17 protein-coding genes are annotated in these 16,027 nt (G+C 65.4%); 7 read left to right on the top strand and 10 right to left on the bottom strand.

The window, feature by feature from the left end; translation table 11 throughout:
• Positions 1-128 precede the first annotated feature (128 nt).
• A complete protein-coding gene (locus tag JRI60_RS08075) occupies positions 129-497 on the bottom strand; it encodes a hypothetical protein (RefSeq protein ID WP_204225271.1) in 369 nt (122 codons plus the stop codon).
• Between the two features lie 128 nt (positions 498-625).
• Here JRI60_RS08075 and JRI60_RS08070 point away from each other — a divergent pair, with 128 nt between their 5' ends.
• From JRI60_RS08070 to JRI60_RS08060, 3 genes are all read left to right on the top strand, one after another.
• Positions 626-1,840 carry an RCC1 domain-containing protein gene (locus tag JRI60_RS08070; RefSeq protein ID WP_204225270.1) on the top strand — a complete coding sequence of 405 codons (1,215 nt, stop codon included), beginning with the start codon at positions 626-628 and terminating at the stop codon, positions 1,838-1,840.
• A gap of 314 nt (positions 1,841-2,154) precedes the next feature.
• On the top strand, positions 2,155-3,579 hold the full coding sequence (locus JRI60_RS08065) for a hypothetical protein (RefSeq protein WP_204225269.1): 1,425 nt from the start codon (positions 2,155-2,157) through the stop codon (positions 3,577-3,579).
• 296 nt (positions 3,580-3,875) lie between these two features.
• Positions 3,876-5,036, top strand: coding sequence for a transposase (locus tag JRI60_RS08060; RefSeq protein WP_430384398.1), 1,161 nt, complete (start codon positions 3,876-3,878; stop codon positions 5,034-5,036).
• Positions 5,037-5,332: 296 nt separating this feature from the next.
• On the opposite strand, the gene JRI60_RS08055 is transcribed toward JRI60_RS08060, so the two are convergent.
• On the bottom strand, positions 5,333-6,559 hold the full coding sequence (locus JRI60_RS08055) for an RCC1 domain-containing protein (RefSeq protein WP_204225268.1): 1,227 nt from the start codon (positions 6,557-6,559) through the stop codon (positions 5,333-5,335).
• A 332-nt stretch (positions 6,560-6,891) separates the two neighbouring features.
• Positions 6,892-7,614, bottom strand: coding sequence for a hypothetical protein (locus JRI60_RS08050; RefSeq protein WP_204225267.1), 723 nt, complete (start codon positions 7,612-7,614; stop codon positions 6,892-6,894).
• A 160-nt stretch (positions 7,615-7,774) separates the two neighbouring features.
• Here JRI60_RS08050 and JRI60_RS53145 point away from each other — a divergent pair, with 160 nt between their 5' ends.
• A complete protein-coding gene (locus tag JRI60_RS53145) occupies positions 7,775-7,864 on the top strand; it encodes a hypothetical protein (protein WP_239470404.1) in 90 nt (29 codons plus the stop codon).
• A gap of 1,097 nt (positions 7,865-8,961) precedes the next feature.
• Here JRI60_RS53145 and JRI60_RS53140 read toward each other — a convergent pair.
• The 6 genes from JRI60_RS53140 to JRI60_RS08020 form a co-directional block, all read right to left on the bottom strand.
• Positions 8,962-9,171 carry a hypothetical protein gene (locus tag JRI60_RS53140; RefSeq protein WP_239470403.1) on the bottom strand — a complete coding sequence of 70 codons (210 nt, stop codon included), beginning with the start codon at positions 9,169-9,171 and terminating at the stop codon, positions 8,962-8,964.
• Between the two features lie 243 nt (positions 9,172-9,414).
• Positions 9,415-10,584 carry a Kelch repeat-containing protein gene (locus tag JRI60_RS08040; protein WP_204225266.1) on the bottom strand — a complete coding sequence of 390 codons (1,170 nt, stop codon included), beginning with the start codon at positions 10,582-10,584 and terminating at the stop codon, positions 9,415-9,417.
• Between the two features lie 585 nt (positions 10,585-11,169).
• Positions 11,170-11,322, bottom strand: coding sequence for a hypothetical protein (locus JRI60_RS55070; RefSeq protein WP_204225265.1), 153 nt, complete (start codon positions 11,320-11,322; stop codon positions 11,170-11,172).
• A 167-nt stretch (positions 11,323-11,489) separates the two neighbouring features.
• Entirely contained in the window at positions 11,490-11,834 is a 345-nt protein-coding gene (locus JRI60_RS08030) for a hypothetical protein (RefSeq protein ID WP_204225264.1), read from the bottom strand.
• Positions 11,831-12,232 carry a hypothetical protein gene (locus tag JRI60_RS08025; protein WP_204225263.1) on the bottom strand — a complete coding sequence of 134 codons (402 nt, stop codon included), beginning with the start codon at positions 12,230-12,232 and terminating at the stop codon, positions 11,831-11,833. Before JRI60_RS08025 ends, JRI60_RS08030 begins: the two co-directional genes overlap by 4 nt.
• Positions 12,229-12,375, bottom strand: coding sequence for a hypothetical protein (locus JRI60_RS08020; RefSeq protein WP_204225262.1), 147 nt, complete (start codon positions 12,373-12,375; stop codon positions 12,229-12,231). The genes JRI60_RS08025 and JRI60_RS08020 overlap by 4 nt, the downstream gene beginning before the upstream one ends.
• Before the next feature lie 306 nt (positions 12,376-12,681).
• Here JRI60_RS08020 and JRI60_RS08015 point away from each other — a divergent pair, with 306 nt between their 5' ends.
• Complete coding sequence (locus JRI60_RS08015; RefSeq protein WP_204225261.1) at positions 12,682-13,266, top strand: Uma2 family endonuclease; 585 nt, start codon at positions 12,682-12,684, stop codon at positions 13,264-13,266.
• Positions 13,267-13,326: 60 nt separating this feature from the next.
• Here JRI60_RS08015 and JRI60_RS08010 read toward each other — a convergent pair whose 3' ends face one another.
• Positions 13,327-13,518, bottom strand: a complete 192-nt coding sequence (locus JRI60_RS08010; RefSeq protein WP_204225260.1) for a hypothetical protein — start codon at positions 13,516-13,518, stop codon at positions 13,327-13,329.
• A gap of 268 nt (positions 13,519-13,786) precedes the next feature.
• Between JRI60_RS08010 and JRI60_RS08005 the strand changes: the two genes are divergently transcribed.
• Both JRI60_RS08005 and JRI60_RS08000 read left to right on the top strand, forming a co-directional pair.
• Positions 13,787-15,232 carry a restriction endonuclease fold toxin 5 domain-containing protein gene (locus JRI60_RS08005; RefSeq protein ID WP_204225259.1) on the top strand — a complete coding sequence of 482 codons (1,446 nt, stop codon included), beginning with the start codon at positions 13,787-13,789 and terminating at the stop codon, positions 15,230-15,232.
• A gap of 14 nt (positions 15,233-15,246) precedes the next feature.
• On the top strand, positions 15,247-15,966 hold the full coding sequence (locus tag JRI60_RS08000) for an immunity 52 family protein (RefSeq protein WP_204225258.1): 720 nt from the start codon (positions 15,247-15,249) through the stop codon (positions 15,964-15,966).
• Positions 15,967-16,027 lie beyond the last annotated feature (61 nt).

The raw sequence follows: 16,027 nt of genomic DNA, 5'->3' as shown, positions 1-16,027 counted from the left end.
GGGGCCGCCCGAGCGATGCTCCCGGCCGGTGGACAGGCCGCTTGAGCCCCCTTGGGGCACAGGCCTGCCCAGGCCGCGCTCCCATCAGGTGCGTGGCAGGAGCCTGGGCCTGTTGGCTGTCTTGATCCTCAACACCACACGGCCTGGGGTGGCCCTCGTGCCGGGGCCAACCTCTCGCCTCCTCCGCCCCGGCTCTGCTTCGAGAACACGACTGCCTGCTTCCCGCCGGGGAAGATCTCGAAGTTCGTCGAGTCGGACAGCGCCCCTTCCGGAAGGCAGCAGAAGCGCGCCAGAGGGATGCGTTGCTCCTTTTCGCCCTGCCTTCGCACCAGGGTGTTGTCCTGCAGGTAGAGCAGGAAGTTCCGCTCCGGGTCCGCCCTCATGAAGCCGTGCGACAGCTCGAGCTTCGGCGCGCAGCCGGCCAGCGCGAGCAGCAGGGACAGCACTCCCCTACGAGAGAACCACCAGAGCAGCGAGGCGCGCGGAGTGGAACCCATGCACCTCAGCCTGGAGCGGCGGCGCCGTCAGGGCAAGCCCCCTGCCTTCCCGGGAAGAATCCAGCGCCCCGCCGTTTCCCGCAAGCCGATGGAAACAACCCTCGGCACAACGGAAGAGAGAGCGTGTCATGTCTGTCGAAACCCCTGTGTCACGGCGGCGGCCTCCACGCCGTTGGCTGTCATTCCTCCCGCTGGTGGGCGGCCTGCTGCTGAGCGCGTGTGGTGTGTCTCCGGAGGAAGGTGAAGCGAGCCCGGGCTCGCGAGTGCAATCCCTGCTGGCCACGAACCCGGACCGGCTGCGCCTGGCGGCGGGGCACCATCATTCGCTGTTCCTCAGCACGGGCGGAGACGTCCGTGCCTGGGGTTCCAACGACAGGGCGCAGCTCGGCGACGGGACGACCGTGGGACGAAAGCTGCCCGTGAGCACGCTGGGGCTTGCCTCGGTGACGGCCATCGCCTGTGACAGCGGCCATGGTCTGGCGTTGCTCGCCGATGGAACCGTGCGCGCCTGGGGCTACAACGACAACGGCCAGCTCGGCGACGGCACCACCACGACGCGCCTCGCGCCCGTAGTCGTGCCGAGTCTGTCTGGAGTGGTGGCCATCGCCTCCGGAGGCGTCCACTCGCTCGCGCTGCTCGCCGACGGCACCGTGCGCGCGTGGGGTGACAACGCCAGCGGCCAGCTCGGGGACGGGAGCACCACCGACCGCCATGTCCCTGGCATCGTCCCGGGGCTGAGCAACGTGGTGGCCATCGCGGCCGGTGCGCAGCACTCGCTGGCACTGCTCTCCAACGGCACGGTGCGCGCCTGGGGCCACAACACCGTGGGCCAGCTGGGTGACGGCACACAACAGGGCCGCACGGCCCCCGTGGCCGTCAGCGGCCTGACGAACGTGGTGGCGCTCGCGGGTGGCAACTTCTACTCGCTGGCGGTGCGCTCGGACGGGACGGTGTTCGCCTGGGGCTCCAATGGGTATGGCGAGCTGGGTGACGGCACCATGACCAGCTTCCGCAAGCTGCCGGCGCCCGTGCCCGGTGTCGCGGGCGCCGTGGCCGTGTCCGCGGGCTTCACGCACTCACTCGCCCTGCTCTCCAACGGCACGGTGCGCGCCTGGGGTGAGAACTTCGCGGGACAGGCCGGCAACGGCACGAACAGCAGCCGCACCATGGCCGTGTCAGTCACCGGCCTCACGGGCGTGGTGGCCGTCGCGGCGGGCGGCAACCACTCGCTGGCGCTGCTCTCGGACGGCACCGTGCGATCCTGGGGCTCCAACGCCTCGGGCCAGCTCGGTGACGGCGGCACCACCCCGCGCAACGTCCCGGGCCCGGTCAACGGGCTGTAGGCCTCGTGGGTCAGGGCCTCGACTCGGTGCGCCACGCCCCCGCCCGGTCCACAGCTGAGGCCGGGGGGGGCACGGGGTTGGGGGCCATCCAGCCCCTCGTAGGGCATGCCGCTGACATCTCCGCGGCTGTATTCCTGACGGACACCAGGCGTTTGAAACCTTGAGCCTCGGCGTGTCCTCAGGTTGGCTTGGTGGATTATTCCAGCCCAGCAATTCCTATCGCCCTGCGGGGCATCAAGTCTTCACTTGGCCCCTCTTTCACACTGTGTTACAAATTCACTTGCAGTAAAACAAACTCCACAGAAAGTCCGTCAATGAAGATTTCCTTGCGTGACAACGGGGTAACCCGGATTCTTTTATTGCTCTCCTCGCTTCTTGTGGCTTGCGAACCCGAGACCCGGCGCGTCCTGGACAGGGAAGTCGTGGCCGTGGGTTCACAGGGCGAGGCGCTCTATGGAAAGACCGGCAGCTACTGGCCCGCGGACGCCTCGGGCATCACTGTCATTCCCGTTTGCTGGACCACGGCCAACTCGAACTCGTATAAGACGTGGGTGAGGCAGACTGTCGAGGAACAGTGGGACAATAACAGCAGTGTCCGCTTCACGGGCTGGGACGCCTGTAACGCCAATACTCCCGTGAATGCCATCCGCATCAAGGAGGAGGACTCCAACGCGAGGTCCTACGTCGGCGTCACCAGTGAAAACCCCAGCATGTATCTCAACTTCACCTTCGCCAACTGGAGCCAGTCCTGTAATGACGCTGTTGATGACGCATGGGCGCCAGGAGATGATCGCGAATATTGCATCCGCGTCATCGCCCTGCATGAGTTTGGCCACGCCCTGGGCTTCTACCACGAGCAGGACTCTCCCGAAAACACACCCAACACGCCCGGCTACTGTAATAACACCATCAATCAGCAGCCCGATGGCCAGGTCATCACCCAGTACGACCCCGACTCGTCCATGAGTTACTGCGCCCAGTGGAACCGGAAGACCTTGAGCACCTTGGACGTTCAGGGTTTGCGCAAGATCTATGGTGTGGCTCCCGTCGAGTTCCGGTCCCAGTATTCTCCGTTCCCCTCCGCGTGCACCCTGGTCAACGAGCCGGCCGATTACAACCATGGCTGGGCGGACAACTACCTCTGCACCGCGGGTTCCGAGGGGGTGAGCTGGCATAATTCGGGACTCCCGCCCCTGCTCACGAAGCGCTGCACCCAGATCACCGAGGTCCTCGATCTCAATGGCTGGCTCGACAACTACATCTGCGTGCCCACCTACAGCCCTCTGCAGTTCACCTATTCCTCGCTGGGCCCGGTCGCCGGGATGCGCTGCGCGTCGTGGAATGAACCGGCCGATCCCAACAACTGGGAAAACAACTACCTGTGCTACACGCAAAGGCTCGCCTTCTCCCCCGCGGGGAAGATCATGGGTACCCACTGCGCCGAGCTCAACGAGCCGAACGACCCGGATGGCTGGAAGGACAACTTCCTGTGCACCGATCAGGCCGAAGGCCTGGCTTTCAGCGCCACGGGGACCATCGCCGGCAAGCGGTGCACGCTCGTGGACGAGCCCAACGACTCCGCCCACGGCTGGGGTAATAACTACATCTGTGTGTCCACCAACAGCACGCTTCAATTCCAGTGGTCCAACTCAGGCCCCATCGCCAACAAGACCTGCGTCGCGTGGAATGAGCCCTTGGATTCCGCACACGGCTGGAGCGACAACTACCTCTGCTACTGAAGCAGGCAGCGCACGGGCACCAGGTCAGCGAGGTGCCCGTGCCGAGCGAGCTCTCGGCGGCCATCGGCTACCAGAGAGAGGCCTCGTTCAATAGGGCCTTCAAACGCACCACTTTCAAGGTCATGTGGAGGGTGCTACCATAGCGGTCAGGTGGGAAGGTGAACGCCCACCTGGGCGGAGGTGGGTCCGGAGAATCGGACGGCCAAGACGAATTCCTCGCGCCCATCCGCGGAGGAATGAACGTGGCCTTGAATGCAATTGTGGAGCGGTTCACGCAGCGCAGTCCCGTCACGGTGATGGTGCGCCGCACGCTTGAGCACGCCCTGAGTTCGCAATGGATTGATGAGGTGTTTGAAGCACAGCGCGCCGAGCCCCAGGTGGTGCGAGCGCTGGTGCAAGGGAGCGCGGAGAGATTGTTGCCCGTGGTACGGCCCATGAAGAAACAAGGGCCGTGGGCGGCGGGCTACCAGGTGCGAGTCTTGGATGGCAATCACCTGCCGGCCAGCGAGAAGAGGCTCGAGCCGCTGAGAAACTTCCGAGGAGCAGCACTGCCCGGACAGTCCTTGGCGGTGTATGCGCCGGAGCTGGGGTTGGTGGTGGATGTGCTGCCCGCGGAGGATGCGCATGCACAGGAGAGGGCGTTGATGGGGCCGGTGCTGGAGCGAGTGAGGGAGGGGGAACTGTGGCTGGCGGACAGGAACTTCAGCACGAGCGGGATTTTGCGAGCGATGGAGGAGAAGAAAGCGGCCTTCATCATTCGAGAGCATGGAGTGTCGCCCAATCCGAGCGCGCTGGGAGAGAAGCAAGAAGTGGGACGAGGGCAGACGGGGAGGGTGTACGAGCAGGCGGTGAGGGTGGAGGGAGAGAGACCGCTGGAGCTGAGACGAATTGAAGTGCATTTGGATGAGCCAACGGAGGATGGGGAGACAGTCATCCGACTGCTCACGAATGTGCCGGCGGAGAAGAAGAGCGCCCTGGAGGTGGCGGAGTTGTACAGGAAGCGCTGGACGATAGAGGGGATGTTTGGAGAGTTGGAGGCCGTACTGGAAAGCGAGGTGAGGAGGCTGGGCAAGCCGCGAGCGGCACTGCTGGCCTTTGGGGTGGCGGTGCTGGCCTACAATGCGTTGTCAGTGGTGAAGTCAGCAGTGGAAGCCAGCCATGACTTGGAGGCAAGCAACATGCAAGTGTCCACCTACTACATCGCCGCCGAGGTGAAGTTCACCTACGGAGGGATGATGGTGATGGTGGAGCCAGAGGAGTGGGCCGAGCAGGAAGTGCAATCCGCCGAGCAACTGAGTGCGGACCTGTTGGAAATGGCGAAGAAGGTGAAGCCGGCGACGTTGCGCAAACATCCCCGGGCAGCCAAGAAGAAGGTGAAGAAGGGCTACGCTCCGGGGGAGGCAGTGCGCAAACACGTGGCGACAGCGCGTGTGCTCAAAGGAGAGAAGCTCTCCTGAGCTGGGAAGAAACCGAGACACCCAAGAGACCAGACAACCCCAAGAGCGTCCAGTGATGGGCGCTCCATTGAATGGCTATGTCCTGATAGAGTACGAAGTCGCCTTGGCTCGCCATTCCTTCCCTGGTTGACCTTCTAGAAGAAACACCTGCCATCGACCTTGAAAGGGGTGGTTCTGAAGCCCCCTCGTACGCGACAGGCTACATCCGCGGCTACATGCTCCGACGACACAAGAACCTGCGAAAAACCGGGCCCGCCGCCTTTTCAGCGCATGGGCCCGGTCTACCCTTCCCTCTCCTACAATTGGAACCCCTGTACTTGAACCGGGGTGAGGCTCAGGCCGTCCATGATGCCGTTGCCGAGTTGACCGGTGTTGTTGAGACCCCAAGCCCAGATGGTGCCATCTGCCTTGAGCGCTAGCGAGTGATAACCACCTGCGGAGATGGCTACGACCCCCGAGAGGCCCTGTACCTGAACCGGAGTAGTGCGGTTGGTTCTGGTAACGTCGCCGAGTTGACCGAATCTGTTGTCGCCCCAAGTCCAGACGGTGCCATCTGCCTTGAGCACTAGCGAGTGGTGACCACCCGCAGCGATGGCCGCAACCCCAGAGAGACCCTGGATCTGAACTGGCGTGGAGCGGTTTGTTTTGGTCCCGTCGCCGAGCTGGCCAGATGTGTTGTGGCCCCAAGCCCAGAGGGTGCCATCCGTCTTGAGCGCCACCGCATGAGCGCCACCTGCTACCACGGCCGCAACCCCAGAGAGGCCCTGTATCTGAGTTGGCACGCGGCGATCGGTTGTGGTCCCGTCGCCAAGCTGGCCGTAGACATTGCCGCCCCAAGCCCAGACGGTGCCATCCATTTTCAACGCCATCGTATGCAGGCCACCCACGGCAATGGCTGCAACCCCAGAGAAGTTCTGCACCTGGATTGGTGTGTAGCGACTGATGCTGGTTCCGTCGCCGAGCCGACCGGAGCCATTGTACCCCCAAGCCCAGACGGTGCCATCTGTCTTGAGCGCTAGCGAGTGCGCATCACTTGCGGCGATGGCTACAACCTCAGAGAGGCCCTGCGCCTGAATTGGCGTATGGCGGCTGATATTGGTTCCGTCGCCGAGCCGACCGTCTGCGTTTTGGCCCCAAGCCCAGACGGTGCCATCTGTTTTCAATGCCATCGTATGCGAGCCACCTGCGGCGATAGCGGCAACCCCAGAGAGGTTCTGCACCTGAACTGGGGCGCTGCGATGGATGTCAGTACCATCACCAAGCTGGCCGCTATTGTTGTTACCCCAAGCCCAAGCGGTGCCATCTACCTTCAACGCCACCGTATACTGGTAGCCTCCATGAAAGATGCGCCCAGTGCCTGCCACTGGATTTCCGAGGATGCCACTCCATTGACTGTCGGTGCGTACAGGCGACGCGGTGCCTATCGAGGTGCTACCCGCCTCTACCGGGGCAGGACCACACGCAAAACCAAAAGACAACAGCACGACCAATATGTGCAGTTTTCCCCAGCACACCTTCTGCATGCTTCCTCCTTGTGTAAATAAAAGCCGAGAGAGTGTCAAAGAACTTGAGCCGCACGACTCGGCACGACACGCCAGGGGAGCCACCTCCAACTCCACTGGCTCGGCACATTCCTCGGCGAAGCGCCCCTCCCCCGCTGCTATGTTCTCGTTTCCCCTCCTGCTCCTACGCTTCGTCCAATCGATCTTCTTCAAGCGTGAGGACCAGGAGACCTGGGGCCCGACGACGACGAGCACGCACGAGGACTGAGGATGTCCTCCCCTGGAAACACAGAAGGGAGAAGGGACCCGGCGGGTGCCCCTCTCCCTTCTTTCACTTCAGCGAAGCTTCGAGGTCAGTCGACCACGCACTCGAACTCGTCACTGCCGTCATACTCGTCGTTGGCCGGGTAGCAGCCGGCTTGGGCCCACGCGCTGGCGGGCTTCGAGGAGACGGGCACCTGGCGGATGCTGGTCGTGTTGGGCCAGAACTTCTGGCAGTACGAGAGGCCGCCGATGTTGCAGCCGGACGTACAGTCCGAGTCCGGCGTCCAGGCCCCACCCGTCGACTGGTGGCTGTTCACCTTGCCGCACCAGCGCGAGAAGCGGCCGACCACCCGGGGCGCGCCCAGGCACTCGAACTCGTCACTGCCGTCATACTCGTCGTTGGCCGGGTAGCAGCCGGCTTGGGCCCACGCGCTGGCGGGCTTCGAGGAGACAGGCACCTGCCGGATGGCCACCGAGCCAGGCCAGAACTTCTGACAGTACGCGAGGCCACCGATGTTGCAGCCGGACGTACAGTCCGAGTCCGGCGTCCAGGCCCCACTCGGGGCCGTGTGGCTGTTCACCTTGCCGCACCAGCGCGAGAAGCGGCCGAGCACCGTGGTCGCACCGCTGCCACAGTCTACCGGGCAGTTCACGCTGTTCTCGCTGGCGGTGTTGCAGTAGCCGTCGCCGCACAACGAGGCCAGGCCCGCGGTGTTCGCCTCCAGCTCCATTTCTTCCTGCGACACCGCACCGCAGCCTGCGAGCACTCCGAGAGACAGCCCAGCGAGCAATACAACCAGACGATTCTTCACGCACAGCTCCTGCGTCGGGGAGGGAATGGTTCACCTGGGTAACATAGCCCTTCACTCAAAGTAAACGTGCTTCCCCCATCAAGCGGCTTGAGCATCTCTGTCCAAGCCCCTTGATGCTGCGCTGCCGCTGACAGCAGATGGCATCGCGGCGGCAGCGGATGTGTTGGAGGCAGTGGCACAGGCGGCGCGCGCGCCATGGGGGCACGCGACATCGTTCAGGGACTCTAGGCGGAATGGGGGCCCTGTTTGAGGGATCGGGCTGGTGCAACGGGGTTGAAAAGGGCCGCTGGAGGGTGACGCGCGGGCTGTACGCCGGGCCGGAGCAGAGTCCGTGCCGCCCCTTCGACCCAAGCGGCCCAGCCAGGCGGCAGGCCGCGGGGGCGTGGGCTTGCAGGTCACTGTGGGTGCTTGGGGCGCAACACCACGCGCTCTGGGCTGGCCCCTGCGCTGGGGTCAACCCAGCAGGCCGCCAGGGCGATGCCAAGTGCTCCACAATGGCGCGCACCCCACCGGGCCCCGCCAGGACGGCATCGACACACTGCTAGGGGTCCTCCACCCTTGATTGAGCGCGTGACCGTCACGCTACAGATCCACCCCCTCAAAGACATGGAACTGCCAGTCGCTCGGTTCATCCGTAGCCAGGATGGTCGGCGCTACGTAGACGTGGAGCATCCTCCCGGCCAGTACATGAGACTGCCGCTTGAGTGGACGGACCGTTCCCCCCCTCGTTCCTCCGAGCGTTGGTGGCCGAGAGGTCCGACTCTCGGTCCCTGCGCTGCTGAAGCTTGCCCAGGCCGTGCAGGCGACGCTTGAGCAGAGACGTGGCTCGCCAGCCGTGCCCACTCCTGCGGCCAAGCATACGTTGAGACCTGCACGGAGCCCTTCGCTCAGAAAGCGACGAGCAGAGAAACGATGAACTCGGTTCCTTCCTGGCCGCTGCCTCAAGCGCCACGCTCGCCTCCTCCTCACCTGCTTGAGGGACCAGAAATGGCCGCAGTTGCGCGCCTGGAGCGAAGAGGCCGTGGAACCTCGTGAGGTTTGTCCGAGGCGGAGGCACCAGGGACGCCACACGCCGTAGCAACCGGCAACAGGTAGCTCATGATCTCGTGCAGCGTGATCGTCCAACTCCAGTCGCGGTTCATGCGCGGGGTCTACGCGGAGGCGCTCCCTGTATGCCAGCGCCCTGGCCGTGGACCAGATGGGCGGGCGTCTGGAGCTGGAGCGCGAGGGGCCGGGCCGCGGCACCACCGCCGTGCTCGTGCTTCCGCTCCCCTCTGGGGGAGGGAGCTGCGTCGAGCGCGGAGGGGTGATTGCGGAGGAGCCCGAGGGCGCCCTCCTCGAGCCATCCTATGGCCTTGCCACCAACGTCGGAATCGATGCGAAGCTCCGCGGATCATGCGCGACGACGATGGTCATCTCCGGATGTCGCGCCGATATCGCGGCCATATGCGCGAGGTTCTCACGAAGTTGCTTGAACTCCGAGACGAGCCGGCCCTTCAACCCGGTGCGGTAGCGCACGTTGGTGCCGCCGCCCTGGGACACGTAGCGCGGATCCACGCTGTTGGGCTCCGTCTTCGGACCCAGGCGCTGCGCGTGGCGGCGTCTTCGCGGGAGTCCGGTTGTTCTGACGGGCGCGGGCGTCACCGCCCGACGGAGCGCGGGGTCATGCCCCTCGTTCAACCCGTGGCCAGAATCCGTCGGAAGTTGTCGTTTCGGCCACTCGCGGGGAGAGCTGACCCGGGCTTGCTCACAAGCATCCCGCGCTTGGTGAAGCCAGACACCCCATCGGGCACGGCTATGTCATGTGTTGGTGGCCGGGTCATACAGCTCGGCCGAGGAGAGCGTGGTACTCGCCGAGGAGCCGCCCGCCACCAGCACCTCACTCGTGGGCAGCAGGACGGCGGTGTGCCACATGCGAGCCGAGCCCATCATCTCCGTGCTCTCCCAGGCGCCCGTCGCCGGGTCGTACAGCTCCGCCGTGGCGAGAGGAGAGCCCGAGCCAAGGGAGCCGCCCGTCACCAGCACCTTGCCCGTGGGCAGCAGGACGGCGGCATGGAATTGACGCGCCGAGGCCATGCTGCCCGTGGACGACCAGGTGCCCGTCGCCGGGTCGTACAGCTCCGCCGTCGCGTTGTTCCCGCCCGTCACCAGCACCTTGCCCGTGGGCAGCAGGACGGCGGCATGGAAGTGACGCGCCGAGGCCATGCTGCCCGTGGACGACCAGGTGTTCGTCTCCGGGTCGTACACCGACACCAACGCCCGGGCCATCCCCCCACTCCCATCGAAGTTGAAACCGCCCGTCACCAGCACCTTGCCCGAAGGCAGCACACTGGACGTATGTCCGTACCGGGCCAAGGGCATGCTCGCCGCGGCGGACCAGGTGCCGGCGGTCGGATCGTACAGCTCCGCCGAGGAGGTCATGCCCATGCCGCCGATTCCCCCCGTGACCAGCACCTTGCCCGAAGGCAGCAGGCTGGCCATATGGAGATACCGGAGCGCGCCCATGCCTCCCGTGGACGACCAGGTGCCCGTCGCCGGGTCGTACAGCTCCGCCGTGTTGTGAACGATGGCGCCGGAGGTCCCACCCGCCACCAACACCTTGCCCGAAGACAGCAAGACGGCGGTGTGTCCGGCACGGGCAACGGTCATGGCGCCCGTGGACGACCACGTCCCCGTGGCCGGGTCGTACAGCTCCGCCGTGGCCAGGAAACTGGTGCGATCGTATCCGCCCGCCACCAGCACCTTGCCCGAGGGCAGCACTACCGCCGTGTGCCCCTCCCGGGCCACGGCCATGCTCCCGGCCGATCGCCACTGCGCCTGGCCGAGCTCGACGCGGGTCGGCTGCGCACCCGTCCCTCCGTCTCCCTGCGCACAGCAGAAGTCCGTCGGCTCCGGGTCGAGGTCGATGCAGCCCGCTACGCAGCCGCACAGCACCGCCACGATGAACACGGAGGTCGATGCGGCCTTCATGGCCACCTCCCGAACACGAAGGCCGGGGTTCCATCCGCCCCCTCGACGCCAGGCTGAAATCCAATGTCCGCCACATCCGGCCCCGGCTCGCGCCGCGGACGGTTGATGAGAGAGGTCCGCACCTCCGCGGATGGCTCCGCACTCGCGGACAGCGGCAGATGGATGGTCATGAGGAGCTCCAGATGGGAAGTGCCGAGAGCCGGCTACGTCTGTTCGAGGACCGGTACGCCAAGCATAGCACTGTAGCCCCGGTCCCTTCGAGCCATTGATGATGTGAATGATTCCATGACTCCGTGACTCTTTTTGGCTTTCTCTTTACCTTGAAAACCCGTTGAAGAAGCTCGAACCGCTTCGTCATACAGACGAGGTCATTCGTGGCGAACGGTGCATACGACGGACCGAGCAGGTGGCCCGAAGTCCTGCATGGCGTGGTGGGCCTGGGCATGGTGCCGGCACCACCCGCAGCAGCTTCAGCACCTTCATCCACCGTGTATTCAAAGAGTGGATGACGGTAGACCCTCACCCCAGCCCTCTCCCAGAGGGAGAGGGGGCATACACGGGTTCAACTCGCGATCCTCGATACCCTCACAGCCAGGCGCGAGCGGCCCGGCCGCCCTCTCGTCCCTGCGCGAATCCCGTCTCGTAGGCGAGGGCTTCGGCCGTCGCTGGCGCGAGCGCGTCCGACATCTCGCCCTCCAGGTTGCTGACGCTGCCCACCGACAACTCGACACCCAGCATGTCCGAGACGCGAGCGCCGCGAGCCGGTCACCGAAGACGCTGCGCGCGTGCGCAGGCACCTCCCCGCGTGTCACCACTCCGCAGTCAGGGCACTGCAGTGCATGGCAGCGGTGCTCGGTGACATTTGAACCTGTCCAGGTGGGGTACGGCGGTTGAGAGGGATTGCATCAGGGGAAGGGAGGCGCGGGCGGCGGCGGCACTTCGGCCGAAGGCGGTCCGGGCTCCCGGGGAGCGGGCCCGGTGGGCTGGTAGGCCTGGAGGAGGATCTGGAGCGCCTCGCCCCAACCCTCAAGCAGAACGACTGTCTGGCGGTAGGCGAGCACCACGTCCGCCGCCTCCATGTCCTCGCTCAAGTGGTCCACCGGGAGGTCCGGCTTGGGAGGAATCTCCCTCGCGGGTGGGGGCGCCGGGCAGACGGGCACCTCCACCTTCTCCGCGGTGACGAGCGTCACCGTGCGCACGGGCAGACACCCGGCGAGCGGGAGCAGAGCCAGCAGCCAAAGCCTTTTCATTGGGGCTTCCCCCGGCGTGCCTGGATTTCCTGCTGCACCGCCCACTTGAAGGCCTTGTCGCACTCGCGCGGCACCTGCTGCCGCGTCATCTCCATTACCTTCTTCCGGGCAGCGTCCAGCAGCGCGCTGGCGGTGGTCTCCGCATCGGCGAGGCGGGCCTGGGAGGCGTCGTAGTCCTGCTTGAGCTTCTGGACGGCCTCGTTCTGCTCGGCGATGAGCTGGGACTGCGTCCGGTTCACCTCCAGCGCCTGGGCGAGCTGCTGTTCGAGGGTGCTCACCTGCCCCTGGGTGGCGCGCAGCCGCTGCGTCTGTACACCCACGCCGCCGGACAGGCCGAGCACCGTCAGCCCGACCCACGTCCACCTGTTCGTCACCAGGTACACGAGGAGCGTAATCACTTCACACTCCGGAGCGCCGATCCATCCCCAAACACCCGCGGGGCGCGCTGGCAGTGGGAATCCCGGTCCGCCTTGCCGTTGTAGCCACCGTTGATGCGGCGGGGCGAGAAGCCCCCCATCCCGGGTGTGGATCCCTTCATCATGATGATGCCCTCTTTCCTCCAGCGCTCCCCTTCAGTGACAACCCATGCTGGCAGCCGCGCGGATGATGCGGTTGCCTGTGAGCGCTGTGCCCATAGGACGTAGGAAGGGTTCTGGCCGTGACAGCGGAGGGGCGATGGGGACTCCCTGAGCCTGCCTCCACTCCTGACGCAGGCCAACACGTCCACCGCCCATGTCCTGCGCAGCAGCCCCGCGAAAAGTCTACTGGCGGCCCACACTACCTTTCCCGTCAGACCTTCCTGTAGAATGCGAGCGGTCAGGCAGGAAGGCCCGCGGGAGGAGCGGAGATGGCGAGGGGAAAGCGTCCAGCCACTTACGAGGACATCGAGGCGTTACCACCTGGGTGGGTGGGGGAGATCATCGACGACGAGCTGTGGGCATTCCCACGGCCGGCGTCGTGGCACGGGTGGGTGGCTTCGGTGCTCGGGGGAATGCTGGGGAGTGCCTTCAGCTTCGGGAGGGCAGGGCCTGGAGGCTGGTGGATTCTGGACGAGCCGGAGTTGCACCTGGGCCGGCAGGTGTTGGTGCCGGATCTGGCGGGCTGGCGTCGGGAGCGAGTACCTGGGTTGCTCGAACGAGAGGTGCCCTATTTCGATCTGGCGCCCGATTGGGTCTGCGAGGTGTTGTCGCCCTCGACGGCTGCGTTGGACCGCGGGCGCAAGTTGCCGCTCTACCATCGGGAAGGCGTGAGCCACGCGTGGTTGGTGGACCCGCGGGCGCACACGTTGGAGGTCTACCGTCGGGGAGCACGCGGCTGGCGGCTCGCCCGGTACGGAGGCGGGGACGTGGTCCGCGCCGAGCCGTTCGACGCCGAGCCGCTCGAGCTCGGGAGGCTCTGGGCTCCCGGCTCGATGCAGGCTCCCGAACCCTGAGTCCTCGGGGGCAGAACGCGGCGGCAGCGCCATGTATCGCGCCGCCGCCGGAGGAGGCACTCAGTAGCTACTTGCCCGCTGTCTCCCGCGACGGGGGAGTGATAGTGCATGCTCGGCCCGTGCAAGGGACTCGGAATACCTGTCAGCGTCCCGGAGCTTCGTCGCCTCGTCGAAGGCGGCCCGTACCTCCAGCAGCACGGAGCCATCCGGCCGGCGGATGAGGTTCTGCATCTTGTCGTTGCGCTTGAACACCGCGGCGGCATGATACCACTGGCCCGGCGCAACCGAGCGAGAAGTCCCCGGTGGTGACATCGACGGGGGTGGACGTGTTCATGACCACCTTCCCGGTGCTCCCGAGGTTTACCGCGTAGCCGAGACGGCCGGCCACCCACGTAGAGGTCGGGCAGAACCGCCGTACAGCCCAGCACGACCACCCGATCAGCGAACCCCAGGGTCATGTCTCCCCTGTAATCTTTGGTTGTGCTCCTGGCACGCGGGAGCCATGGCCAGGAGGTTCCACATGCCGCGCTCGGCGGTCCTGCTGCTGTTCGTGTTCCTCTCAGGGTGCAGCGCCTCAACGAAGGTCGTCGTCCGCTTGGACATGGGCCAGGGCGAGCCCATCATCCACACTCCGCGCCGAGACGTGGAGCCGGTGGCGGTTGGCGAAAAGGAGTTCAAGAAGGCTGTCGCACGACAGGCTCCCTCTGTGCCTCCAATGGAACGGCCCCTGGAGCACGCCCGGCAGCTGTTCGGAGTGCCCGAGCGAAGCGGCTGGTTCCGGTACGAAGGCAGGAGCCAGCGCCTCATGGCCTCGGAGCCGGGGAGCACCAGGAACCTGCGCTTGTTGCCCGAGGACGAGGAGCTCAAGCGCCGCTACCTGCTGTGGTGTGAGCAGGGGTGGGGAGGCGGAGACTGCCTGCGCCTGCTGGTGGACAAGCCCTTCCTGGATGGGGATGCCAGGTACGCACTGGCCATGGCGATTGCTCACAGCAAGGTGCTGGGGGCCATGAAGGAGGAACTCGCCCGGATGGTAAATCCCCAGGCGGTGGTGGCGACCGTGGTGGGCGGCCTGACCATGTATGCACTCTTGCTCGCACTGCCCGAGCCGGTGAGCAAGGGCGTGGCCGCGCTGCTGACACTTGGGGCCATGGCGTATCTGGGCTGGGACACCGTGTGGCGCCTCATTGATGGATGGCTGGTGCTGATGAAGGAGGTGGATGAAGCCACCACCTTCGACGAGCTCCATGCGGCAGGAGAGCAGTTCGGGAATGTGATGGGGGAGAAGGTGGCCCGAGCGTTCGTCATGCTGGCGACGGTGGCGATGGGGAACACGGCGGCTGGCATGGCGGCGAAGCTGCCGACGCTGCCTGGAGCCGGGCAGGCAGCGGTGATGGCCGAGACGCAGCTGAACATCCGCTTCACGGCCCCAACTCTGGCTCAGGTGGAGTCGATCGCCCTCAGCGCCGAGGGCGTCACCATCGTGCTGGCCCCCACTGCCGTAGCCATGGCCGCGCGGGAGAGCGGAGGCAGCAATGCTGGCGCGCAGGTTCAGCCGCCCCTCTCCGGTGGCCCGGGTCAATGGGTCCAGACGGACGAGTCCATGTCCGAGAACTCCCGGAATTATCAAGCCCAGGTGACGGGGGCTCCCAAGGGCTATGCCTACCGCATGAAATGGGGTAACGAGGAGGTGGACTTCGATGGCTTCGACCAGGGGGTTCTCCTCGAGGCCAAGGGCCCCGGCTACGCGCAGTGGATCGACAAGCAGCTGAACTTTCTCAAGATATTCAAGGGCGGCCCCAAGCTGCTTGAGCAGGCGAAGCGCCAGTTCGAAGTCGCCAATGGAACGCCCATCCGGTGGACCGTCGCTGAGGAAAAGCTCGCGGGTGCACTCAGGAAGCTGTTCAAGGCCAACGGCCTCGAAGACATCGAGGTCGTTCATATACCCCCCACCCCCTCGACCCCGTAAGGGATAGCCGTCCGATGATGGAAACGTATTATTCTGGTTCCTACTGGCTCGCCCGGCCTGAATCCGCCGAGGCTTGCGCACGACGCGCGGAGCGTTTCTTCCACCTGCTAGGGCACTACGACCCGGCGTGGACCTGCTGGTACGAGACAGCGGATTCCTTCGAGGAGGCGCGCAAACTCCAGTTCACCCCAAACGCCGCGAGCTTCCAGAAGCTGTTCGCACAGGAGGAGAATCATTTTGGTGACCGCTTCTCCTTCTACTTGTGGACGGGCGATGGCCAGGAGGAAACGTCCAGCGTCAACGGCAGCTGCGGTTCATCCTCTCTCCAGCTTCCATCTACCTGCGTGGTCCAACCCTACGCTGAAGGTCTCATCGCGGACCGGGTGCTGACCGCGCCCGTCATGACCAAGGTATTGCACGCCATGGCCCTGACCTGGGACCCGGAGTGGGGAGTGGCTACGTCCGAGACGCACAGGGACAGCGTGACAGAGAAAGCGAAGCCGGGCACCTTCGTAGGCTGGGTGATGTACTTCTCGCGGCTGCGAGGCAAGGTGCCCCCACTGCCTGCCCCTGTGCGCATCGAGCCTGTGGAGGACAAGGGCACCCTCGTCATCCTCACTCCCGAACGGTTCACCGCTTCCAACCCGGAGCACGTCACGCTGGCCGCTCGCGTCCACGAGTTGCTGGACCGGGCCGGGCTGATGCGGCCGTTGCAGCCCTGGCCGGCAGGTTGACTGCATTCCAAAGTCAGGACGGTGTCCTACGAGCCGACTTCTCGCCTTCAGGAGCGGCCCG

This window comes from Archangium violaceum (assembly GCF_016887565.1).
In the GTDB taxonomy this organism is placed as follows: Bacteria; Myxococcota; Myxococcia; order Myxococcales; family Myxococcaceae; genus Archangium; species Archangium violaceum_B.
The sequence above is the reverse complement of the archived record's forward strand: the minus strand, read 5'-3'. Positions and strand labels throughout refer to the sequence as shown.

Coding starts and splice junctions, on each gene's coding strand:
- JRI60_RS08075 (WP_204225271.1), bottom strand. CDS start 497: ATGGGTTCCACTCCGCGCGCCTCGCTGCTCTGGTGGTTCTCTCGTAGG.
- JRI60_RS08070 (WP_204225270.1), top strand. CDS start 626: ATGTCTGTCGAAACCCCTGTGTCACGGCGGCGGCCTCCACGCCGTTGG.
- JRI60_RS08065 (WP_204225269.1), top strand. CDS start 2,155: ATGAAGATTTCCTTGCGTGACAACGGGGTAACCCGGATTCTTTTATTG.
- JRI60_RS08060 (WP_430384398.1), top strand. CDS start 3,876: ATGGTGCGCCGCACGCTTGAGCACGCCCTGAGTTCGCAATGGATTGAT.
- JRI60_RS08055 (WP_204225268.1), bottom strand. CDS start 6,559: ATGCAGAAGGTGTGCTGGGGAAAACTGCACATATTGGTCGTGCTGTTG.
- JRI60_RS08040 (WP_204225266.1), bottom strand. CDS start 10,584: ATGAAGGCCGCATCGACCTCCGTGTTCATCGTGGCGGTGCTGTGCGGC.
- JRI60_RS55070 (WP_204225265.1), bottom strand. CDS start 11,322: ATGCTGGGTGTCGAGTTGTCGGTGGGCAGCGTCAGCAACCTGGAGGGC.
- JRI60_RS08030 (WP_204225264.1), bottom strand. CDS start 11,834: ATGAAAAGGCTTTGGCTGCTGGCTCTGCTCCCGCTCGCCGGGTGTCTG.
- JRI60_RS08020 (WP_204225262.1), bottom strand. CDS start 12,375: ATGATGAAGGGATCCACACCCGGGATGGGGGGCTTCTCGCCCCGCCGC.
- JRI60_RS08015 (WP_204225261.1), top strand. CDS start 12,682: ATGGCGAGGGGAAAGCGTCCAGCCACTTACGAGGACATCGAGGCGTTA.
- JRI60_RS08005 (WP_204225259.1), top strand. CDS start 13,787: ATGCCGCGCTCGGCGGTCCTGCTGCTGTTCGTGTTCCTCTCAGGGTGC.
- JRI60_RS08000 (WP_204225258.1), top strand. CDS start 15,247: ATGATGGAAACGTATTATTCTGGTTCCTACTGGCTCGCCCGGCCTGAA.